Origin of the sequence: Leisingera sp. M658 (assembly GCF_025144145.1) — a bacterium.
Lineage (GTDB): Bacteria > Pseudomonadota > Alphaproteobacteria > Rhodobacterales > Rhodobacteraceae > Leisingera.
Genome location: NZ_CP083546.1, coordinates 2556314 through 2577265, shown reverse-complemented (window position 1 = coordinate 2577265; position 20952 = coordinate 2556314). Strand labels below are relative to the sequence as shown.

Annotated in this window: 22 protein-coding genes; 1 reads left to right on the top strand and 21 read right to left on the bottom strand. The window is 62.5% G+C overall.

Going from position 1 to position 20952, the window contains the following annotated elements:
• The first annotated feature begins 2 nt into the window (after positions 1–2).
• On the top strand, positions 3–845 hold the full coding sequence (locus K3724_RS12850; protein ID WP_259985498.1) for an ATP-binding protein: 843 nt from the start codon (positions 3–5) through the stop codon (positions 843–845).
• Positions 846–929: 84 nt separating this feature from the next.
• Here K3724_RS12850 and K3724_RS12845 read toward each other — a convergent pair whose 3' ends face one another.
• From K3724_RS12845 to K3724_RS12745, 21 genes are all read right to left on the bottom strand, one after another.
• Positions 930–2171, bottom strand: coding sequence for a peptidoglycan DD-metalloendopeptidase family protein (locus K3724_RS12845; protein WP_259985496.1), 1242 nt, complete (start codon positions 2169–2171; stop codon positions 930–932).
• 102 nt (positions 2172–2273) lie between these two features.
• On the bottom strand, positions 2274–2921 hold the full coding sequence (locus K3724_RS12840) for a protein-L-isoaspartate(D-aspartate) O-methyltransferase (protein WP_259985494.1): 648 nt from the start codon (positions 2919–2921) through the stop codon (positions 2274–2276).
• The gene (gene surE, locus K3724_RS12835) at positions 2918–3700 is read right to left on the bottom strand and encodes a 5'/3'-nucleotidase SurE (RefSeq protein ID WP_259985477.1); all 783 of its coding nucleotides are present in this window, start codon (positions 3698–3700) and stop codon (positions 2918–2920) included. Before surE ends, K3724_RS12840 begins: the two co-directional genes overlap by 4 nt.
• A 221-nt stretch (positions 3701–3921) precedes the next feature.
• Entirely contained in the window at positions 3922–4569 is a 648-nt protein-coding gene (locus tag K3724_RS12830; RefSeq protein WP_259985475.1) for an SDR family oxidoreductase, read from the bottom strand.
• A 118-nt stretch (positions 4570–4687) separates the two neighbouring features.
• On the bottom strand, positions 4688–4960 hold the full coding sequence (locus tag K3724_RS12825; RefSeq protein ID WP_259985473.1) for a hypothetical protein: 273 nt from the start codon (positions 4958–4960) through the stop codon (positions 4688–4690).
• 143 nt (positions 4961–5103) lie between these two features.
• On the bottom strand, positions 5104–5646 hold the full coding sequence (locus tag K3724_RS12820) for a DUF2199 domain-containing protein (protein WP_259992637.1): 543 nt from the start codon (positions 5644–5646) through the stop codon (positions 5104–5106).
• Positions 5647–5803: 157 nt separating this feature from the next.
• Positions 5804–7324 carry an amidophosphoribosyltransferase gene (gene purF / locus K3724_RS12815; RefSeq protein WP_259985471.1) on the bottom strand — a complete coding sequence of 507 codons (1521 nt, stop codon included), beginning with the start codon at positions 7322–7324 and terminating at the stop codon, positions 5804–5806.
• Positions 7325–7693: 369 nt separating this feature from the next.
• The gene (locus K3724_RS12810; RefSeq protein WP_409201383.1) at positions 7694–8272 is read right to left on the bottom strand and encodes a hypothetical protein; all 579 of its coding nucleotides are present in this window, start codon (positions 8270–8272) and stop codon (positions 7694–7696) included.
• An 81-nt stretch (positions 8273–8353) separates the two neighbouring features.
• Positions 8354–9754, bottom strand: a complete 1401-nt coding sequence (locus K3724_RS12805; protein WP_259985460.1) for a selenium-binding family protein — start codon at positions 9752–9754, stop codon at positions 8354–8356.
• 285 nt (positions 9755–10039) lie between these two features.
• On the bottom strand, positions 10040–10726 hold the full coding sequence (locus K3724_RS12800; RefSeq protein WP_259985458.1) for a Hint domain-containing protein: 687 nt from the start codon (positions 10724–10726) through the stop codon (positions 10040–10042).
• Positions 10727–11112: 386 nt separating this feature from the next.
• Positions 11113–11667, bottom strand: coding sequence for a CvpA family protein (locus K3724_RS12795; protein ID WP_259985456.1), 555 nt, complete (start codon positions 11665–11667; stop codon positions 11113–11115).
• Positions 11668–11706: 39 nt separating this feature from the next.
• Positions 11707–13068, bottom strand: a complete 1362-nt coding sequence (gene radA / locus K3724_RS12790) for a DNA repair protein RadA (RefSeq protein ID WP_129371349.1) — start codon at positions 13066–13068, stop codon at positions 11707–11709.
• 221 nt (positions 13069–13289) lie between these two features.
• The gene (locus tag K3724_RS12785; RefSeq protein WP_259985445.1) at positions 13290–14072 is read right to left on the bottom strand and encodes a DNA repair protein; all 783 of its coding nucleotides are present in this window, start codon (positions 14070–14072) and stop codon (positions 13290–13292) included.
• Between the two features lie 144 nt (positions 14073–14216).
• Complete coding sequence (locus tag K3724_RS12780) at positions 14217–14669, bottom strand: paraquat-inducible protein A (RefSeq protein ID WP_259985444.1); 453 nt, start codon at positions 14667–14669, stop codon at positions 14217–14219.
• 244 nt (positions 14670–14913) lie between these two features.
• Positions 14914–15204: a hypothetical protein gene (locus tag K3724_RS12775; RefSeq protein ID WP_123618793.1), complete on the bottom strand. Its 291-nt coding sequence runs from the start codon at positions 15202–15204 to the stop codon at positions 14914–14916.
• An 80-nt stretch (positions 15205–15284) separates the two neighbouring features.
• Complete coding sequence (locus K3724_RS12770) at positions 15285–16031, bottom strand: ABC transporter ATP-binding protein (RefSeq protein ID WP_259985434.1); 747 nt, start codon at positions 16029–16031, stop codon at positions 15285–15287.
• Positions 16024–16371, bottom strand: coding sequence for a hypothetical protein (locus K3724_RS12765; RefSeq protein WP_259985425.1), 348 nt, complete (start codon positions 16369–16371; stop codon positions 16024–16026). Before K3724_RS12765 ends, K3724_RS12770 begins: the two co-directional genes overlap by 8 nt.
• 107 nt (positions 16372–16478) lie before the next feature.
• Complete coding sequence (locus tag K3724_RS12760) at positions 16479–17261, bottom strand: ABC transporter permease (protein WP_259985423.1); 783 nt, start codon at positions 17259–17261, stop codon at positions 16479–16481.
• On the bottom strand, positions 17258–18295 hold the full coding sequence (gene alr / locus K3724_RS12755; RefSeq protein WP_259985421.1) for an alanine racemase: 1038 nt from the start codon (positions 18293–18295) through the stop codon (positions 17258–17260). The genes K3724_RS12760 and alr overlap by 4 nt, the downstream gene beginning before the upstream one ends.
• A 191-nt stretch (positions 18296–18486) precedes the next feature.
• Positions 18487–20007, bottom strand: a complete 1521-nt coding sequence (locus tag K3724_RS12750) for a replicative DNA helicase (RefSeq protein WP_259985419.1) — start codon at positions 20005–20007, stop codon at positions 18487–18489.
• A gap of 254 nt (positions 20008–20261) precedes the next feature.
• The gene (locus K3724_RS12745; RefSeq protein WP_129371342.1) at positions 20262–20942 is read right to left on the bottom strand and encodes an orotate phosphoribosyltransferase; all 681 of its coding nucleotides are present in this window, start codon (positions 20940–20942) and stop codon (positions 20262–20264) included.
• Positions 20943–20952: the final 10 nt, after the last annotated feature.

The following is a 20952-nucleotide window of genomic DNA, read 5'->3' as shown; positions in this document are numbered from 1 at the left end:
CCATGGACCAGATCGCATTGACCCGCATTGCCGAGGCGCTGGAGCGGATGTCGCCCGCACCTTTGGAGGCACCCGATTTCAACGCCGCCAGCGCCTTTGTCTGGCATGTGGGGCCAGAACGGCTGGAAGCGGTGGAACAGGTGAGCCGGGTTGATCTGGATCTGCTGGTCGGCATCAACCGCTCCCGCGATACGCTGCTGGAGAACACCCGCCGGTTTGCCCAAGGGGCCGCCGCCAACAACGCGCTGTTGTGGGGCGCGCGGGGGATGGGGAAATCCAGCCTGGTGAAGGCCGTGCATGGCGCCCTGGCGGCGGATCATCCAGGGCTGAAACTGGTGGAGCTGCAGCGCGAGGATCTGCCCTCGGTAGCGCGCCTGCTGAACCATCTGCGCGGCTCGGAGAACCGGTTTATCCTGTTTTGCGACGACCTGTCATTCAGCCATGACGACCAGCACTACAAAAGCCTCAAGGCGGTGCTGGACGGCGGTATCGAAGGGCGGCCCGAGAATGTGGTGTTCTACGCCACCTCGAACCGGCGCCACCTGATGCCGCGGGACATGATCGAAAACGAACGGTCCAGTGCCATCAACCCGTCGGAAGCGGTTGAGGAGAAGGTTTCTCTGTCCGACCGCTTCGGCCTGTGGCTGGGCTTCCATCCTTGCGATCAGGACGAGTATCTGGCGATGATCGAGGGCTATTGTGCGGCTTACGGCGTCACGGCGGACACAGACGTGTTGCGTGCCGAGGCCATTGAATGGCAGGCGACCCGCGGCGCGCGGTCGGGCCGGGTGGCCTGGCAGTTCTTCACCGATCTGGCCGGGCGGCACGGGGTGGCGCTGCGATAGGCCGCAACGACTTCGCAATGCCTGAAACCAGAAAAGCCCGGCGATTGTGCCGGGCTTTTGTTTGTTTGCAGATCCTTACCGCCGTCAGTTCAAGTATCTCAGCGGGTCTATGCTTTCAAATCCGTCGCGCACTTCGAAATGCACATAGGCATCGTCGCCGCCGCGCAGCGAGGCGATGCGCTGGCCGCGAACCACGCTTTCGCCCTTCTTCACGGTGATATTGCCAACGTTCTGATAGACCGTCAGCAGTTTCTGGCTGTGGCGGATCACCACAATCGGCACATTATTGGAATCCTTGGTGATCGCAGCAACAGTGCCGGCCTCAGCGGCATTCACCGGCGCACCGGCAGCGGCAGCGATGTCGATACCGTCATTCCGGCCCTTGGAGTAGGTTTTGACGATCTTGCCCTGCACCGGATAGGCCATGGCAGCACTGCTGGCGCGGGTGGGTTTGGGCAGCTCCGGCTTGGGCAGGGTTTCCGCCGCAGGTTTGACGGCGGCGGGCTCGACTTTTTCTTCCGGCAGCGGCTGGCTGGCGCTTGGCGGCACCGGCGTTTCAGAACCGGCCCCCGGTTCGGTGACTGCCACGGCAGCAGCGGCCGGGGCCGGCCGGGGTGCGGGCTCTTCTTTCAAGGGGATCAACAGGAACTGGCCTTCGCGCACCGCAAAATCGCTGCCCAGGCCGTTCCATTCCGCCAGCGATTTCACCGGCACCTGATAGAGCCTTGAGATGGTATAGGCGGTCTCGCCGCGTTTCACCTTGTGACGCACCGGCTCGGGGCCGGCCTGCACCTTGGGCGGCTGCGGCTTGGGCACCGGCTGGATTGCAGTAGGGGTGACGGAACCGGGGTTGGGCGAGGTCAGCGGTGCGGTGTCAATGGCCTGGCCCGCCAGCGTAGCAATATCGACGGACCCTGCAGTGGCGTTGCCAGGCAGGCTGTCCGGCGCGCGGCGCGGCAGCGCCAGCACTTCGCCCTGGCGCATCTTGTCGCCGGTTTCCATGCCGTTGAACCGGGCCACTTCCGCGGGCGGCAGGCCGATGCGGGCAGCGACGTCCGAAACCGTATCGCCGCGCTGCGCCACCGCCACCTGATAAGAGGGGTAGGAGATCAGGCCGCGGGTATCCGGCGAAGGCCGGTTCGCGGTTGCAGTCTGCGCCGCGCCTGCCGTGTTAAAGGCGCCCAACTGGCCGCGCAGGTCATAATCCAGGGGGCCCTGGCAGGCGGCCAGCACCCCGGTCAGCATCCCGGCCAGCGGCAATGCGGCCAGCAGCCTTGCACGGGGCAGGCCGCGGAATGCGGTCCGGGTGGGGGTGGTCCGGGTCATTTTGCTCTCCTCAAAACACGCTTCCCCTTTTTCGCGGGGGTTCGCTCGCGTCAATCACTATAGCCCATGCCGTCCGGGGGGCGGCTGAAATCCGCCGGTAGTTTACGTGTCCTTGCCCAATCCCTCAAGCAGCGGCACAAAACGGACCGGGCGCAGTTCGTCATAGTCCAGCCCGTCTTCGGTTTTGCGCACCCGGATCAGGGTCTGCACATGGTCGGATTGCCCCACCGGCAGAACCATGATGCCGCCGGTCTTGAGCTGCGCCAGCAGGGGGCTTGGCGGATCCTCGGCGGCGGCGGTCACGATGATCCGGTCAAACGGCGCCTGTTCGCTCAGGCCGTGGCTGCCGTCGCCGACCAGCGAGGTCACATTGGCAAGCTGCAGCTGCTCGAACACGGCCCGCGCCTCGCGCACCAGCCTTGCGTGGCGGTCGATGGTATAGACCCGGCGTGCCAGCTTTGACAGGATCGCCGCCTGATAGCCGGAGCCGGTGCCGACCTCCAGCACCGTGTCGCGCGGGGAGATCTGCAGCGCCTGGGTCATCATGCCCACGATAGAAGGCTGCGAGATGGTCTGGCCGCAGGCAATCGGCAGCGGCACGTCCTCATAGGCGCGTTCCGAGAAGATGCCGCGCACAAACATACCGCGGTCGATCGCTTCGATGGCTTCCAGCACCCGCTGCTCCGTCACCCCGCGCGAGCGCACAGAGAACAGGAATTGCATCTTGGTTTCGGGATCGGGGCCGCTCATTCAATTGCCTTCAGCGCATCCAGTGCATCGCGCGCGGTCAGGTCGGCACGCATCGGAGTGACAGAGATATAGCCGTCGAGGTTGACCGCAGCGTCCGAACCGGCGGCGGTCTCGACCTGCTGGTTGCCGCCGCGGATCCACAGATAGCGGCGTCCGGTGGGCGACAGCTGTTCTTCCGCGGAAAAATGGCTGCCGCGGCGGAACCCTTGGGTGGCCACACGGGCACCCTTCACCTCTGCGGCCGGGACCGGCGGGAAGTTGATATTGTAAAACAGCCGGTAATCCTGCCCGTCCTGCGGCTGGGCGGCCAGGATCTTATTGACCAGCCCGGCCCCATGCACGGCGGCGGCCTCAAACGGATTGTTCGTCTCGCGGTTGGCAGGGCCGTAATACTGCGACAGCGCCATCGCCGGGATGCCCTGCAGCGCGGCTTCCATGGCGCCGCCGAGTGTGCCGGAATAGAGCGCGTTTTCAGCCGAGTTGTTGCCGCGGTTCACACCGGACAGCACCAGATCGGGTTTCTCGCCTTGCATCACCACATGAATGCCCGCCAGCACGCAGTCGGCAGGCGAGCCTTCGGCGGCAAAGCGGCGCTCGCCCAGCTGGCTGAGCATGGTGGGCCGGGTGTAGCTGATGCAATGGCCGACGCCGGATTGTTCAAACGCAGGGGCCACGGTCCAGACTTCGCCGTCCGGGCCTGCGACCTCATGGGCGATGGCGTCCAGGACCTTCAGCCCTTCGGCGCTGATGCCGTCGTCATTGGTGATCAGAATGCGCATGGGGTCTGCCTGCCGTGTTCAACCGGGTTTTCGATTGAATAGGACCTGTGCCGGAACGGGGCAAGGTTTTCGCGGAGTGAAGCGGGATCAGCCGCAAAGCGGGGCAGGGAGGCAACAGGCCGGCCAGGTGCGCTCCCGCCCCCTGGGCCTGCATCAAAGATGCCGTCCCGGGCGTTGGGCCGGGCGCCGCGCTGGCGCGCGGCGCGGGCTGACAATCAGCGTCAGTCTGCCAGGATCTGCGGCAGCAGGCGCGCGGCCTCATCCTGGATCGGGCTCAGTGCATCGCGGTTCTCGCCCGGGTGGAAACGGGCGCGCAGGGCAGTGGCCATCGGCTGCGGCTCCAGGATCCGCACCTGCGGGCCGGTGCGCCCGGTTTCCGCCTGCCAGCTGCGGGCCAGCGCCATCTGCGCCGCCTTGGTGGCGCCGTAGGTGCCATAAAACTTCTCGCCCGCGCGTGCGTCATCAAAGAACACGGCGCGGCCCGATTGGCCCAAGAGCGGCGCGACATAGGGGATCAGCACCGAGGTCGCAGTGGCGTTGATGGCCACGGCCTTGGTCCAGTCCTTGGCGGCCACAGAAGGCGCCGGGCAAAGCGCGGTTGCGTGGATCGCGGTGTGCAGCCACAAGTCCAGCTTGCCCCAGCGGTCGTGGATGCCACGGCAGAGCGTTGCCATCGCCTCGGGCACGGTGATGTCCATCGGCGCCAGGGTGGCAGAGCCGCCTGCGGCCTTGATGCGGTCATCCAGCTCTTCCAGCGCGCCGGTGGTCCGGGCCACGGCAACAATGTGATGGGTGGGCGCAAGCGCTTCGGCCAGGGCGTTGCCAAGGCCGCGCGACGCGCCGGTGATGAGAGCGATTTTATCTGTCATGGCACGTCTTGTGGGCCGCGCGCACGGGCAGGTCAAGGGGCGGCGGCCCGGGCCAAGAATTTTGGAAAATTCTTGGCAAATTTCTTCGAAGAAATTTGTGCTGCGGAACCGGGGTGCTTTAGCCGCCAGGCATGGCAAGTCGCTTGCTTTCGCCCTTGGAATTCAGGATCAGCCCCTTGGCGTCTATTGCCACCACCTGGCCCGATGACAGGCGGCTGCCGCGCGACACCTTGCGGGTGCGGCCCGACGGCAGCCGGATCAGTGCAGTCATACTGTCCTCTGGACCGAACAGCCCCAGCAGGCTCAGGTTGCTGCGGTTCATTGCATTGGTCTGAGTCGCAAGCCCTGCCACTTTGGCAGAGGTGCCGACCTCAGTCTCTGTGTTCGACATACCGTCCGTTCCTCATTAATCCGGACGTATCTGGGCTGCGGCAGGCTGCGTATCAAGCCGCATCCGGCGCGGCGGCATCCGCATCGGCGGGAAGCCGCGGACGGCTGCAACGGGACCGCGAGACCCGGTGCCGCAATGCCCGCTCAGGCGTCATACACCAGCGACGGCAGGTCGTGCCCATAGGCATAGAGCAGCTCCAGCAGCTCCTCCAGGTCGGCACCGTCCTTTTGCAGCGGATAGAGCGGATGGTTCTGTTCGGTGACCCTCAGCTCAGGATACTCACCGCCGGGGCGCATCTCCAGCATGCAGCCCGCAGGCACCGGCATGTCGGGCGGGATTGCATTGGCCAGCCAGGCCGGGCGGTCGCCCAGCTTTTCCGTCTCGCGCATCTCAAACAGGTCGAGATAGGCGTCGAAATCATCGCGGCTGAGGCTGGCCCAGGTGCCCAGGATGAACTCTTCGCCGCGGCTGTTTGCCAATGGCACTGCCAGCACTGCGCGGATAAAACGCAATTCGCCGAGGCGGCAGAAATCATCCGTCAGGATGTCGCCGCGGGTGGCCAGCACAGCAGAGTTGTCCTCCACCTCCATGTCCTCGGAACAGATATCGGGCCGGTCGCAGCTGAGGCTCAGCAATTGCGCAAAGGTTGCGCCGCAGCAGCGGCACTGGCGCGGAGAGTTCAGCATGCGGGCAAGATGCGCGTCCAAAAGGCGGCCTTTCATCTGGAAGCATAGGAAAAGGCGCGGGCCGTCACGGCCAGCGCCTCCCCATGCACTGTTGGCGGCCCTCATACGCGGATGCGGCTGGAAGTTCAAACCCCCATGGACCGCGGGGACGCCAGCCTTAGCCGGCGGCCAGTTTCGAGGCATTCCAGGAGGCGCCGGGGGCCGGCATGTCCTGGATCTTGGCGCTGACCCGGCTGCTGCCTTCCAGTGCATCCAGGTATTCAGCCGTCACCCCGGTAACATAATTGCCGTCAAAGCAGGAGCAGTCAAAGCCCTGGATGTCCGGGTTGCCTTCCTGCGCCGCCCAGATCAGGTCTTCGAGCCTCTGATAAAACAGCGCATCGGCGCCCAACTCTTCGCGGATTTCGTCGATGCTGAGGCCGTTTGCAATCAGCTCGTGCTTGGTCGGCATGTCGATGCCATAGACGTTCGGGTATTTCACCGGCGGTGAGGCAGAGGCGATATAGACTTTCTTGGCGCCCGCATCGCGGCACATTTGCACAATCTTTTTAATCGTGTTGCCGCGCACAATGGAATCGTCGATCAGCAGCACGTTGCGGCCCTTGAACTCCAGCGGGATTGCGTTCAGCTTGCGGCGCACCGATTTCTGGCGTTCCGCTTGGCCCGGCATGATAAAGGTCCGGCCCACATAACGGTTCTTCACCAGCCCTTCGCGGTAGCGGATGCCGGTGGAGTTGGCGACTTCCAGTGCCACGGGGCGCGCCGAATCAGGTACCGGGATGATGCTGTCGATTTCCAGTCCCGCGTCCTGGATCTGCTTGGCCAGCGCCTGGCCCATGCGCAGCTGGGTCTTGTAGACGGAAACACCGTCCATCATCGAATCAGGCCGCGCCAGATAGACATATTCAAAGATGCAGGGTGTCAGCTTGCCCTCGACCGCCTGGAAGCTGTGCATGTTGCCGTCGAGATCAACAAGAATGGCCTCGCCCGGCTTTACGTCGCGGATCTTTTCAAAGCCGTTGATGCCGAAGGCCACGTCTTCAGAGGCAAAGCAGAAATCCTCGCCGCCGCTTTGTGCCGGGCGTCTGCCGACGGACAGCGGGCGGATGCCATTGGGGTCGCGGAACGCCAGCATGCCGACGCCGGCGATCATGCACAGCACCGAATAGGCGCCCTGGATCCGCTCCATGGTCATCTTCACACCGGCAAAGATGTTGCGGACCGGCTCGGCATTGCCGTTGACCTTGATCGCGTCAGCCACCTTGTCGGCCAGCACGTTCAGCATGATTTCGGAATCTGAGGTGGTGCGCAGATGGCGGCTGTATTTGCCGGTCACCTTCTCGCGCTGTTCGGCAGTATTGGTGATATTGCCGTTGTGAACCAGATAGATACCATAAGGCGCGTTCACAAAGAACGGCTGTGCTTCGGCCGCACTCAGCGAGCCCGCGGTGGGATAGCGGACATGGCCGATGCCGGTCTTGCCGGTCAGGGTGTCGGCATCTTGCGGGCCGAACACATCCTTGACCAGGCCGTTCTCCTTGCGCTCGCGAAAGAACTCGCCGGTGTAGGTCACAATCCCCGAGGCGTCCTGGCCGCGGTGCTGCAGCATCAGCAGCCCGTCATATATCTCCGCAAAGACATCCGTGTCCCGGCTTGCGATCCCCAAAATCCCGCACATTGGCTGGCTCCAATCCCACTTAGGCTTTGCTGTTCGGTTGCTGAAGGAAGCGGCTCGGATGGCAGTCTAGCGCATTTTGCGTCGCTTGCGCCAATCCGGCTGACCAAGCCGCGCCAAGCGGCCATACCGGCAAACCGGCCGGAGCCAAGGCGCCGATTGCGTCTCCAAAGCCCGGCGCCATGCGCGTCAGGTCAGATCCACAAGGGCAGGCGGGCAGCGTCTGCAGCAGCGGCAAGGCGGTGTGGCTCCGAATCCGTTTCCTGTTCCGGCCCTCACATAGTGCCTTTCGCCGCGGCTGTCATCAAAGGATCACAAATCCGATGCCGCACCGCGGCAACGGGGCGGGGCAGGATGGTCTCGGCTGACGCATCAATGAAGCGTCAGCAATGAAACAACCCCTACCAGCACAAGGCTCAGTGCCCAGACCAGATCCAGGTTAAACCAGCCCTTGGACAGGAATTTAAGGCCCAGCCAGTGATAGACGCCAAGCGCCAGCGCGCCGCCGGCTGCGGTCATGGCAAACGTATGGGCCAGGGCCACGGTGACGGCGATACCAGCATTGCGGCCCATCAGCGTATAAGCGGCGGCGTGGCCTGCGCCCTCATCCGGGCCGCAAAGGCCCAGATAGACCGGCACCAGCATTAGCCCCGCACCATGCGCCATCGCTGCCAGAAACGACCACAGCGCCAGCCGCGACGGCGGCACCCGCGCCAAAAAGCGGGGGTGGCGGCGGTTGATCAGCAGATACCCCCCCAGCGCAATCACCAAACAGGCCGCACCGATGCGGATTTCAACATGCCATTCCGTCAGCCACAGCAGCGCCGAAAACGGCAGCAGGATCGCAGTCATCGCCAGCAAATGGCCAAAGGCCAGGGCCAGCAGGGCTTTGAACAGACTGGTTTTGCGGCGCTCCATCAGCGCCGAGGAGACCGCCAGCGGCCATCCCATGCCAGGGTTCACCCCGTGATAAAGCCCCGAGGCAACGACGGCCCACCAAAGGGCCGCCGCCGTTGAAATTTCCGCCACCCGTCAGACGGAAGGATAGCAGAAACTGTCGGTAGAGCAGTCGCCCCCCTCCAGCCGGATCTGATGACTGCGGTAGCCTTTGGGGAAGTCGATATAGAAATCCTTGTCCAGCTCCAGCCCGCCGCCGTCGCCCACGTTGGCCATTACCATCTGGCCGCCTTCGTCATCAGGATAGAACTGGTCGTCCCAGGTGGAATAAAGCGAGTTGGTCCAATATACCCGCTTGCCGTCGCGGCTGATCTCAACCATCTGCGGGCCATAGGCAAAATCCTTGCCGTTCGGGTGCTTGGCGCCGCGGGCAATACCGCCCAGTTCAACCTTGCCGGCCAGCTTGGGATTCATCGGGTCAGATACATCATACTGATGCATTTCCCCCAACCCCCAGCAGGCCACATACAGGTATTTGTCGTCCAGGCTCAGGTCGATATCGGTAACCAATGGCGGCACTGCCTCAAACCCCTGCAGCAGCGGCGGCAGGTTTTCGGGTTTTTCGGGGCGCGGGTCGATGGTGATGGTTTTCTTGGCCTCAAACGTGCCGTCATCCTTTTGCCACCAGGTGAAAATCGCGCCTTGCAGGTTAGTGGTATCCACCACCACGCCGCAAAAGCCGTAATCTTTGGACGGATCATGCGCAGGCCGGATTTCCAGCGCCATCTGGTGGTTTTCGCCCAGATCAATGGTCTGCACGTTCTTGCGCTCGCGCAGGTTCCAGAAATGGATCGAATGGCCGTATTTGTTGCTCAGCAGATCCTCGGCCACGATGCCGTTTTCAAATTGCGGTGGCAGGCCCCATTCGGAACTTACCATGTAGTCGCGCGGCAGGTTCCACCAGAAATCATAATGCTTGTCCTGCGCGCCGCGGTCCATTTCATAACGGCCCAGAATGTCGAAGGTCTCGCAATCCATGATGAAAATGCCCGGCGGCCCGTCGGTGCCGTCTTTGCCGCCGCCGCCCAGGGTCGAGACATAGATGCCCTCAGGCCCGCAATGAATGGTGTGCGGGCGGGAATAGCCGGTTTTGGCAAACAGCTCTTCGGGTTCGATGATCTTGTGGATCTTCGCCTCTCGCGGCTCCTTCACGTCGATCACATAGATGCGGCTGGAGCGGATGCCGGGAATGATCAGATACCGCCGCTCCAGAAACGCGTGCCCGGTCAGCGGCGACAGCGCAGAAGAACAGGCGTTCCAGCCGAAATGATGAAATTCGTCGCCCTTGTTGGGCATGATCAGCTGATGCACGATGTCGCCGTAGCTGTCCGATTTGGGATCCACATCGACAACCGCTAGCCCGTCAGGCTGCGAACCATCGGGGCTGAGCATAAGGGTAAAAGCCAGCGTCTCGGCCGGGGCTTCCATGGCTAGCCTGGGGGTGGCATGGAATGTGGGGTCAGGCCGCAAATTCATCGTCAAATCCTCCCTGAAAACGGGCGCCATTTGTTCTGTCATGCGTCTCGGCGCCTGCGCTAATGCTGGCACACATCCAAATACCGGGCAATTTTTTTCGAAATGACGCTGCTGCGCGAAACATTTTCCCGGTTTTGTGCGGTATGCGGCCGATGGCCGGCTGATTGCGGGATGCGGTCAGGATGCTGTTCTTCCAGCCCGGTGGCCGCATCCTGCAAAGAAAAGGCCCGCACAAAGGCGGGCCCGAGGGGGGAGGGAATGTCTTGGGGGGCTTGGCCCCGGTGATCAGGCTGCCAGAATACGGTCCAGCAGGTTGTCCAGCGGCGACGGCAGGCGGGCGTCCTCGCTGCCCATGCCGGTCTCGGCAAGAGCGCGGCCTTCGTCGCTGGCCAGCACCTTGCGGGTCTCGGAAAGCGACAGCTGGTGAAAGGCGGACTCTTCGGCAACATCGCCTGCGGGCAGCAGCATGCCGCTTTCGGCCCAGACCAGCTCTTCTTCTGCAAACTCGAAATGGATGCGGCCCAGACGCTCGGGCGCAACTGCGGTGATGCCTTTGTAGCCGGTCAGCGCAATCAGCTTGGTGACCACCACCGGCAGGCCGAACAGGCGCTCGGCAGTGTCCATTTCCAGCGCCACTTTCTGGTCCGAGGGCAGCATCAGGTCGGTGTCATTGCCCAGGGCGCCGGCCGGGACATGCATGCATGTGGTCAGGCGCGGCACTGCGTGGCGGACCGCTTTCACTTCCTGAGCACCGCCGTCAAAGGTGAACACCATGTCGCCGGGCTTCACGTCGCGGGCCTGCCTAAAGCCTTCTTCAGTCTCCACCAGCGTTGCGGGCAGAAAGCCGCCGCTGCGGATACGGTTGCGCCTCTTGGCAGGGGCCGCAGACAGCGTGTGCGGCAGGGGATTGGTCAGCAGCAGAACATCAACCGGCTGATAGTCGGCAAAATCTGTGGTGTGGTCCAGCTGCATTGTGTCGTCCCTTCTGAGCGTCTTAGCCCGGCGTTTTGCCGTTGAAGCCATCAGGCCCCGGAATTGGGACCAAATTGGGGCGGGCGTGCGTCCCATTTCGGGATGGCGCGATTTTTCCGGGACAAAAGCCGCCTTTTCAGGGGGATTGTTAACTGTTTGACGGGGCAGGCTGAGGATTTGTTAAGATTTACCGCAAGTTTGATGACCCGGGTTTTGCTCGCTCTGCACGTGATTCCTTTTGGTTAACAGGACGTTAACCACCATTTATCTCGTTAACCATCCAACCCGGATGCTTGTGGATAACTGTGTGAACGCTTTGAAATCAAAGCAAAACGGGCGCCCAAGGGGCGCCCGCGTGTCTGTCTTAAGGTGGTAATCCTTAGGTATTACTGACCGCAGGACCCGATCAGCGCTTCATACTGCTCGGTGACCCAGCCCAATGCCTGCTCCGGGTTGCGGTCCTCAATCTTGCCGATCAAACGCTCAAACACGTCGGCCGAGCGGCTTTCGTCAACAATTGTGAAGCTCTGCCCGGTCATCACCACATTGTAGAGGAAGAAGGCAATCGCCACCAAAAGAATGCCGCGCAACACCCCAAAGAAGAAACCCGCGCCCTGGTCCAGCCCGCCAAGCGCCGAGCGCTGCACCAGGGTGGAAAACAGCGGCGTAAAGAAGGAGACCACGATCAGCGCCAATGCAAACACCGCGGCAAAGGCCGCGATGATCGACAATTCGCAGCTGTCGGCAATGAATTCGCCGATCACCGGAATTTCCGCCATCAGCGGTTCCACCTGCGGCGCAAAGATAAAGGCGAGCACGCCTGCGGCGATCCAGCCTGCGATGGCCATCGCTTCGCGCACGAAGCCACGTGAATAGGCCAGCAACGCCGATACGACGATGACCAGGGCCACGACCCCGTCGATGATTGTGAAACCTTCCATGTCCCTCGCCCGTTTGCCTGCGATAAATTTTTTGCGACCTTAGCCGGCCCCGAAGAATTCGCCAACAAAACCGGCCAGATCGCTGGACTTTCGCAAGTTCAGACCGTTCACGGACACAGTTTTACTGCCGCCAGGGGCAATCGCCGCCGTGAAACCAAGTTTTTGCGCCTCTTTCAACCGGTTTTCGGTCTGCGGAGCCGGACGCAGGGCTCCGGATAGCGAAATTTCTCCGAAAACCACGGTATCGGCGGGTAAAGCCACGTCTTCCCGTGCGCTCAGCAGCGCTGCGGCCACCGCAAGGTCCGCCGCAGGTTCCGAGATCTTCATGCCGCCCGCCACGTTCAGATAGACATCCAATCCTGCAAACGGGATGCCGCAGCGCGCTTCGAGGACGGCCAGTATCATCGCCAGCCGCGATGAATCCCAACCGACAACAGCGCGGCGCGGCTGCGAATGGGGCGAGGGCGCAATCAGTGCCTGCATCTCGACCAGAACGGGCCGGGTGCCCTCGATGCCGGCAAACACCACTGAGCCGGGCGACGGCTCGCCGCGTTCGGACAGAAACAGGGCCGAGGGGTTGATGACCTCAGCCAGCCCGCCGCCGGTCATCTCAAACACGCCGATCTCATCCGCCGGGCCAAAGCGGTTCTTGACCGCCCGCAGGATGCGGAACTGATGGCCGCGCTCCCCCTCGAAATAGAGCACCGTGTCGACCATATGCTCAACCACGCGGGGGCCGGCGATCTGGCCGTCCTTGGTGACATGGCCGACCATGATGATCGACACTCCGTTGCGTTTGGCAAAGGTGGTCAGCTCGTGCGCCGCAGCCCGCACCTGGCTGACCGACCCCGGCGCACTGTCCACATGGTCGGACCACATGGTCTGGATGGAGTCAATGATAGCCAGTTGCGGCTTCTCCGCTTCCAGCGTCGTCAGAATATCACGCAGGTTGGTCTCGGCAGCCAGCTGCACGGGCGCATCCGTCAGCCCCAGCCGCTGCGCCCGCATCCGCACCTGCGCGCTGGCTTCCTCGCCGCTGACATAGATGGTCTTGACACCGGCCTTGGCAAACCGCGCCGCCGCTTGCAGCAAAAGGGTGGATTTGCCGATGCCCGGATCACCGCCGACCAGGATGGCCGAGGCCGCCACCAGGCCGCCGCCCAGCACCCGGTCCAGTTCTCCCACGCCGCAGCAGGCGCGCGGCGGCGGGGTTTCGCGTGTGGCCAGATCACTCAACGGGATGGTGCGCCCGCGTTTGACGCCCAGTGACTTTTTCGAGGGGCCGGAGCTCAGCCCCTTGTCCTCGGAAATCGTGTTCCATTCGCCGCAGCCTTCGCAGCGGCCCGACCATTTGGAGAAGCTCGCGCCGCAGGCCGAGCAGGAGAAAGATGTTTTTGCCATGCCGGATCAGTGGCAGATGTTTCTGTTTTGTTCAAGGGCCGCGAACCTTGACGCGCGGTTCCTGCGGGCTGTCACGGCAAAAGCGAGGCTCTGCCTCGCGCTCCGGGATATTGGGGGCCAGAAGAAGCGGGCTACTTTCTGGTTGAAAATACCCCGGGGGAGGCTCCCAAGGGCCGGGGGCAGCGCCCCTTTGACGCGTCTTCCGCAAGCAGCGCAGCGCGTCAGTCCGCGCGGCGGGGCGGCTGGATCGGCACGACGCTGCCGGGATGCGGATCAGACCCGTCCGGCGGGCTTTGCAGTTGCGCCGACAGTTCCGGCAGCAATTCGAACAGTTCGCCGCGCAGCCGTCCCAGATGCGATTTGGCGATGCTTTCCTCGATCTCCACATCGCGGGACCACTGGCGCAGCTCATGCATGACGATCTGGGCATCCTCTAGCCGCGCCTTGAAGGTCTCCAGTTCCTCCTGGCGCTGCTGCAGAAACAGCCGGGCCCGGGATACTTTGGCGTCGGAATAGGTCTCTGCCAGCTCGTGGCTGACCTGGCTCATCTGCGACGCCACCTCCAGCACCTGCGGTTCCAGCCCGGCCAGATCGGGGTGCGACCGCAGAAAGGCAAGCCGCTCCTTCACCGCGTCGAATTCTGATGCCAGGGTAAAGATCCCGGCACGGTCGGCGGCATGGGCCAGCTGATAGGCCTGCAGCACGTCCTCCATCTGCAGCGAGAACCGCCGGTGCGAGGTTTCCAGCGCCAGGATACGCCCGTTGGCAGGCAGGAAAAACGCCAGCATCACCGCCAGCGCCGTCAGGGTGATCTGCGCCGCCATTCCGGCCTGCGGGTAGATATCAGCGCCAACCCCGGCCTGCAGGCTGAGCCAGGGCCAGATGCCCGTGGCCGACAGCCCGGTGGCCGCCAGCGCCGCCAGCGCGCCAAAGCAGATCAGCAGGAACGTCAGCCGCATGAATGCGGTCTGGGCAGTGAACAGGATCGATTGAACGCCGGACATAGGTCCCCCTCCAGCAGCAATGCAACAGATGCGGGGCCGGCGGGGCTGCGGGGGACGCCCGTCAACCGGGCGCAGCATGCCGGACCCCTGCGATACAGGTGTTCGGCCCTACGAAATGGAGCGGTTCAGCGCCGGATCAAGCTTTCAGTCCGGTGTTTTGCCAATCTTTGCAGTGCGTTCAGTCAGCATCCCCAGCCCCAGCGAGGCCAGGATGCATGCCGTGAACAGGTACAACCCCCAGGCGGTCTCAATGGTCGCAAGGCCGATCCCCTTGGCCAGCGTGATGTAAAGCGCGATGAGGAAAACATCAGCCATTGCCAGTTTGCCCAGCACATGCAGGACCGGCTGCACCTTGCTGTCCAGCAGATCCCACTGCACCAGCGCCAGCCCGATGGTTTTGAGGTAGGGCGCAAAGATCGCAAAAAATGTCACGATCAGCGCCAGCACCGCATCACTGCCCCACAAGGACTGCAGCCCCGTAAGCACCGAGATTTCGCTGAGGCCGAAGATCGGCAGCAGCCCCGCCCGCATCAGCGGCGCGAACCAGGCGACGGGGTAAAGGATCAGCAGCGACAGGGTGAGGAGGCGGAGGGTCATGGCGGCTCGTTTTATGCGGTTCCGCCAAGACTTGTGCCTTCTGAGCCGTGATTGAAAGGGGGAAAACAGCGGCGGCTTACACCGGCTGGGACGCGTGCGGCCCGGCCAGCGCCCGTCCGCCCCCCTGGGCGGGCGCTACGCTTCCGCCCGCGAACAGGCACTGGCCTCGTGTTGGATGCCGTTAGAGGGAGGTCTTGGATAAAAAAGAAAGTGAGCGCTGTTTGTGTCTTGCAAGACCGAGAGCTCAGAGAAAGATCGTTGTAAAAATGGCAAACCCTGCCACACCGCATAGCGCCGCCGCACTAGCTGCATGCAGGCGAAACGTGCTGTTCGTGAATGCGCGCAGAAGTAAAAACTCGATAGCAAGAAACGCGCCAAGTGTCACGAAATGAACGTGCCACGACAAATATCGCCTTAGATCGGAACCGCTTGCTAGTATGAAGAACAGCAAAGCGAACCACAGCAGTGTCATCGGTGGCAGAACTGCCAGCCAAACTCCTGCTTTCTGATGAACTGACTCTCGTTGCAGCTTCATACCCAGCCACATTGTAACCGCTGCAGCCACAAAGGGTGAAGCTAACAGCAGGAGCGCGATTAAGCCTTGTAACGATCCTATCACCGCACCGCCTCAATCGGCCCTTCCGCACGACCGTGGATGAACTGCTCCATATAGGGGTCACCCGACTGGTCCATCTCGCTGACCGGTCCGGTCCACTGGATCACGCCTGCATGCAGCATCGCCACATTGTCGGCGATGGCGCGGACGGAGGTCATGTCGTGGGTGATGGTCATCGCGGTAGCGCCCATCTCGACAACGATCTCGCGGATCAGGTCGTTGATCACGCCGGACATGATCGGGTCCAGGCCGGTGGTCGGCTCGTCGAAAAAGATGATCTCCGGCTCGGCGGCAATCGCGCGGGCGAGGCCTACACGTTTCTGCATGCCGCCCGACAGTTCAGCAGGCAGACGGTCGGCGACGTCTGATTTCAAACCCACCCGGCGCAGTTTCTCGATGGCGATCTCGCGGGCCTCATCCGCCGGGCGCTTCAACGCGCCGCGCAGCAGGCGAAAGGCGACATTCTGCCAGACCGGCAGCGAGTCAAACAGCGCACCGCCCTGAAACAGCATCCCGAACCGCGCCAGAAACTTGTCGCGGTCGCCCTGGCCTGCAGGCCTGCCATCGACATAGATTTCACCGCTGTCCGGGGTGATCAGCCCCAGCACGCTTTTCAGCGCCACGGATTTGCCAGTGCCGGACCCGCCGATGATCACCATCGAGCTGCCCTTGGCGATTTCCAGGTTCATGCCGTTGAGCACAGCATTGTCGCCAAAGGATTTGCGGACGTTTTCCATTCTAATCATTGATCACCTCAAAATCCGAGGGGCGGGAGCTGCGATGCCATGGCACTTTTCCTGTTTCCCACCGAAAATCCGCGCTGACATCTTCAAGGCTTTGAATGGGATCGTTAAGAACTTCGATTTGATATGTGATTTTGGAGGAATACCGGTCATCGAGCACTTTTTCTCCGGGCGGAATAATGCCAAACCATATTTCCGCAGTGCTGCGCTTGTGTTCATTTACGTACGTGCAAGTTGTGCCTGTACCGCTAAATCCATCTTTAACTAGGAAGGATATGGCTTGAGAAGTAGTGAAACCACGCAGCTTTTCAAAAGCAACGGACTGGAGATGGCTGTCGTTCACTCCTGCAGGAGCTTTTGAGTTAAAAGTACTATCTCGCACAATTCTGTATTCCGGCTGGGCACAGCCAGCCAGAACGACTGCTAAGGCGAGTGTTCCGCATGCCCGGATCATAGCGAGAAGAACACCCCTGTCAGGACAAAATTGGCGGCCAGGATCAGCACCGCCGCGGATTCAACGGACCCTTTGGTGGCGCGGCCCACGCCCTGTGCGCCGCGGCCCGATTGCATGCCGTAATAGCAGCCCATCATCGCCGCGATGGTGCCAAAGGCGGCGCCCTTGACCAGTGACGAGATAATGTCCAGCGGCTCCAGGAAATCTACGGTGTTCTTCAGGTAGGCCGCGGAATTGAAGCCGAGGTTCTGCACCGCCACAGCATAGCCGCCCATGATCCCGATGATGTCGCCGACGCCGACCAGCACCGGCACGGTGATCAGGGCCGCCAGCACCCGCGGTGCCACCAGGTATTTCATCGGATGGGTCGACAGCGTCACCAGCGCGTCGATCTGCTCGGTCACCTTCATGGTGGCGATCTCCGCCGCAATCGACGAGGTCACCCGCGCCGCGATCATCAGCCCGACCAGCACCGGGCCCAGCTCGCGCACCATGCCGATGGCAACGATTTGCGGCACCACCGCCTCGGCATTAAAGCGCGCGCCGCCGGCATAGATCTGCAGCGCCAGCGCGCCGCCGGTGAAGACCGCGGTCAGGCCCACAACCGGCAGCGACAGCCAGCCGATGTTCAACAGCGCATTCAGCAGCTCGCGCGGGTAATAGGGCGGGCGGACCATATGGCTGAAGGCCCGCAGCGCAAATAGTGCTGCGCGGCCAACAGCGGCCAGCCCGGCCAGGGCTGCGCGGCCCAGCCGGGCCAGAAAAGCAATCGGGTTCATCCCTGATATGTCCGTGCATAGCGGTGACCGGTAGAGGTCAGGATCTCATAGCCGATGGTGCCGGCCGCATCGGCCAGCCGATCCACGGTTTGCTGCTCATTGAGGATCGACAGCGCCTCAGGCACCTCAGCCAGGTCGGTCACGTCCACAGTGATCAGATCCATCGAGACCCGGCCTACCACGGGGCAGGGGGTGCGGCCTGCAAAGACCTGGATGCCGCCATTGCCCATCGCCCGGTGCAAACCGTCGGCATAGCCCGCGGCGACGGTGGCGATGCGGCTGGGACGCTGGGCGGTCCAGCTGTTGCCGTAACCGGCAGTCTCACCCGGTTTCAGATCGCGCAGCTGAATGACCGGCAGGTCCAGCTGCACCACCGGCAGTGCGTCCGTGAACGGCAGCCCGCCATAAAGCCCGATACCGGGGCGGCAAAGGTCGAAATGGTATTCCGGCCCCAGCAGCATGCCGCCGGTCGCGGCCAGCGAGCGGGGGATTTCCAGCCCGTCGGTCATATCGCGGAAGGTCTGCAGCTGCTGCGCGTTCATCGCGTGGCCGGGCTCATCGGCGCAGGCCAGATGCGACATCAGCAGCACCGGATTCTGGCCCAGGGCGATCTCGGCCACTGCGGCCCATTCGCTGTGCTCCATTCCCAGCCGGTTCATGCCGCTGTCCAGCTGCACCCCGAACGGATGCCCCGGCAGCGCCTCGAAATGGCGCAGCATCTGGTCCAGCGAGTTCAGCATCGGTGTCAGCTGAAAATCCTTCAGCAGCTTGGTGTCGCCCGCCATATGGCCGGAAAACACCGAAATGCCGGGGCCGGGGCCAAGTGCGCGCCGCAGCGCGCCGCCTTCTTCCGCTGCCGCCACAAAGAAATTGCGCGCGCCCGCCTTGGCCAGTGCCTTGCCGACGCGGCCCGCATCCAGGCCATAGCCGTTCGCCTTGACCACAGCTGCGGTTTCGCAGGTGGTCAGCGCATCCAGATTCCGCCAGTTGGTGACCAGCGCATCCAGGTTGATTGTCAATCTTGCCGTGCTCATGCGGTGTTCATGACATGGGGAGACCGCAGGTCAAGTGGGAAAAACCGGAATGGCGGCAGAGCTCCGCCGCCGCAGAACAAATTAGCCCGGTCCAGGGGGGCAGGACGGGGCCGGTGCCAAGGGGGTGACGGTCAAGTGATCGGCGTGTCCTTGGCATAGGTAAACCGGACTCCGGCCCAAACCGGCCGGGATCAGTAGTCTTCCTGCCCCTGCTGCCAGGCTTTGGCCAGGTTGCCAAAGCGGGTGAATTGCGCCTCAAATGTCAGGGTCACGGTGCCGATGGGACCGTGGCGCTGTTTGCCGACAATGACATCCGCCTTGCCGTGCAGGCTCTCCATCGCCTGCTTCCACTCTTCCATCCTGTCCAGCTCGTGATCGCCGGGCTTTTCCCGTTCTTTGTAATATTCCTCGCGGAACACAAACATCACCACGTCGGCGTCCTGTTCGATCGAGCCGGATTCCCGCAGGTCCGACAGCTGCGGCCGTTTGTCTTCGCGGTTTTCCACCTGGCGCGACAGCTGCGACAGCGCGATCACCGGGATGTTCAATTCCTTGGCAATCGCCTTCATCCCCATCGAGATTTCGGCAATCTCGTTCACCCGGTTTTCGGCCATGCCGCGGCACAGCTGCAGATAGTCGATCACCAGAAGGTCCAGCCCATGCGTCCGCTTCAGACGCCGCGCCCGTGCGGCAAGCTGCGAAATCGGGATCGCCGGTGTGTCGTCAATGAACAGCGGGCAGCTTTCCAGGTCCTTGGCCGCCTGCACAAAGCGGCGGAATTCGCCTTCGGTCATGTCACCCTGGCGGATCTTGTGCGATGAAATCTCAGACGCTTCCGCCAGAATACGCCCGGCCAGCTGCTCGGCGCTCATCTCAAGGCTGAAAAAGCCGACCACGCCGCCGTCCAGCGCGCCCTCCGAACCGTCGGGTTTTATCCCGCGTTTATAGGCCTTGGCGACGTTAAAGGCGATGTTGGTCGCCAGCGACGTCTTCCCCATAGAGGGGCGGCCCGCGAGGATCAGAAGGTCCGAGGGATGCAGGCCGCCAAGTTGTTTGTCGAGGTCCGTCAGGCCCGTCGAGATGCCGGCCATGCCGCCACCCCGCTGATACGCCTCGTTGGTCACATTAACCGCTTCTGTGACGGCTTTCAGGAACGACTTGAAACCGCTTTCGGTCTGGCCCTGTTCGGCCAGCTGATACAGCGATTGTTCTGCTTCAACGATCTGCTCTTTAGGTTCTGATGCCACGTCAACGCGGCGCGCCTTTTCTGCAATGCTGTGGCCCAGGGCAATCAGCTCGCGCCGGATCGCCAGGTCGTAGATCATCTGTGCGTAATCCCGCACCGCAAAGGCCGAGATCGACGCGCCGGCAAGCTTGGCCAGATAGGCCGGGCCGCCCAGCTCCTTCAGCCCCTCGTGGTCTTCCAGAAACGCCTTCAGCGTCACCGGCGAGGCCAGCGCGTTCTTGGAAATCCGCGCTGCGGCCACTTCATAGATCCGGGCATGCACCGGATCATAGAAATGCGACGAGTCGATGATCAGCGCGATCTTGTCATAGACCTCGTTGTTGGTCAGGATCGCACCCAAGAGCTGCTGTTCCGCCTCCACCGAATGCGGCAGTTCATTGTCTGGCATCGCAGATTGCGGTGCGGCAGGCTCCGGCATCGGGGCCGGAGGCGGCATATCGCCGTCGAAAGGGGTAATTTCGTTCATCACTGCTCTCGTCACTAAGCCCGCCTTATAGGGCGCCAAGGGCGTTTCTCCTATCTGGGAATCTCTGTGGATCCCTTGTGGATATCCGCACGGGGCCTGTGGGCTGTTTACCGGAAAGGCCAGCATGCCTGCCCTATGCAGACTATATGATGTGGCGCGATCTGGGAAGAATTCTATATCTGCATATCTATTGGCGCAGAATATGATTCGAGGCGGCTTTGTCCACAGGCCGCCCCGTAACGCTTTCCCTGGCGTTAAGCGGATTTATGCGCGTCCTGCCAGGCGCGCGGATCCTTCAGGAAGGTTTCCACCTCATCGAGCGTCTCGGTGCTGAACGCTCCTTGCGCGCGGGCTTCGGCCAGCACATCCCACCAGGTGCACAGATAGTGCAGTTCCACCCCGTGATCGCCCAGGGTCTTGGTGGTTTCCGGGAAGATGTCGTAATAGAAAATCACTGCGGTGTGGCCGCAGCTGGCTCCGGTCTCGCGGATCGCATCGACAAACGACAGTTTCGATCCGCCATCGGTGGTCAGGTCCTCGACCAGCAGCACCCGTTCACCTTCGCTCATCGCGCCCTCGATGCGGGCGTTCTTGCCATAGCCCTTGGGCTTCTTGCGCACATAGGTCATTGGCAGTGCCATGCGTTCGGCGACCAGGGCAGCAAAGGGAATGCCCGCAGTCTCACCGCCGGCGATATTGTCAAACGCCTCAAACCCGGCATTGCGCATCACGGTCACGGTCATGAAATCCATCAGCGTCGAGCGGATCCGCGGAAAGGAGATCAGCTTGCGGCAGTCGATATAGCTGGGCGAGGGCAGGCCGGACGCCAGCGTATAAGGTGTTTCGGTGTTAAAGTTCACCGCGCCGATTTCCAGCAGCATCCGGGCCGACAGGCGGGCGATTTCTTCTTGAGACGGATAGGACGAGGGGATCATGGCGGCAGGC

Bases quoted from the DNA above. Each gene is read 5' to 3' on its own strand.
- K3724_RS12825 (WP_259985473.1), bottom strand. From the start codon at position 4,960: ATGTCGAACACAGAGACTGAGGTCGGCACCTCTGCCAAAGTGGCAGGG.
- radA (WP_129371349.1), bottom strand. From the start codon at position 13,068: ATGGCAAAAACATCTTTCTCCTGCTCGGCCTGCGGCGCGAGCTTCTCC.
- K3724_RS12785 (WP_259985445.1), bottom strand. From the start codon at position 14,072: ATGTCCGGCGTTCAATCGATCCTGTTCACTGCCCAGACCGCATTCATG.
- K3724_RS12840 (WP_259985494.1), bottom strand. From the start codon at position 2,921: ATGAGCGGCCCCGATCCCGAAACCAAGATGCAATTCCTGTTCTCTGTG.
- K3724_RS12760 (WP_259985423.1), bottom strand. From the start codon at position 17,261: ATGAACCCGATTGCTTTTCTGGCCCGGCTGGGCCGCGCAGCCCTGGCC.
- K3724_RS12795 (WP_259985456.1), bottom strand. From the start codon at position 11,667: ATGGAAGGTTTCACAATCATCGACGGGGTCGTGGCCCTGGTCATCGTC.
- K3724_RS12780 (WP_259985444.1), bottom strand. From the start codon at position 14,669: ATGACCCTCCGCCTCCTCACCCTGTCGCTGCTGATCCTTTACCCCGTC.
- K3724_RS12750 (WP_259985419.1), bottom strand. From the start codon at position 20,007: ATGAACGAAATTACCCCTTTCGACGGCGATATGCCGCCTCCGGCCCCG.
- K3724_RS12745 (WP_129371342.1), bottom strand. From the start codon at position 20,942: ATGATCCCCTCGTCCTATCCGTCTCAAGAAGAAATCGCCCGCCTGTCG.
- K3724_RS12805 (WP_259985460.1), bottom strand. From the start codon at position 9,754: ATGAATTTGCGGCCTGACCCCACATTCCATGCCACCCCCAGGCTAGCC.
- surE (WP_259985477.1), bottom strand. From the start codon at position 3,700: ATGCGCATTCTGATCACCAATGACGACGGCATCAGCGCCGAAGGGCTG.
- K3724_RS12800 (WP_259985458.1), bottom strand. From the start codon at position 10,726: ATGCAGCTGGACCACACCACAGATTTTGCCGACTATCAGCCGGTTGAT.
- K3724_RS12775 (WP_123618793.1), bottom strand. From the start codon at position 15,204: ATGAAGCTGCAACGAGAGTCAGTTCATCAGAAAGCAGGAGTTTGGCTG.
- K3724_RS12830 (WP_259985475.1), bottom strand. From the start codon at position 4,569: ATGACAGATAAAATCGCTCTCATCACCGGCGCGTCGCGCGGCCTTGGC.
- K3724_RS12845 (WP_259985496.1), bottom strand. From the start codon at position 2,171: ATGACCCGGACCACCCCCACCCGGACCGCATTCCGCGGCCTGCCCCGT.
- K3724_RS12810 (WP_409201383.1), bottom strand. From the start codon at position 8,272: ATGGGATGGCCGCTGGCGGTCTCCTCGGCGCTGATGGAGCGCCGCAAA.
- K3724_RS12770 (WP_259985434.1), bottom strand. From the start codon at position 16,031: ATGATTAGAATGGAAAACGTCCGCAAATCCTTTGGCGACAATGCTGTG.
- alr (WP_259985421.1), bottom strand. From the start codon at position 18,295: ATGAGCACGGCAAGATTGACAATCAACCTGGATGCGCTGGTCACCAAC.
- K3724_RS12850 (WP_259985498.1), top strand. From the start codon at position 3: ATGGACCAGATCGCATTGACCCGCATTGCCGAGGCGCTGGAGCGGATG.
- K3724_RS12820 (WP_259992637.1), bottom strand. From the start codon at position 5,646: ATGCTGAACTCTCCGCGCCAGTGCCGCTGCTGCGGCGCAACCTTTGCG.
- purF (WP_259985471.1), bottom strand. From the start codon at position 7,324: ATGTGCGGGATTTTGGGGATCGCAAGCCGGGACACGGATGTCTTTGCG.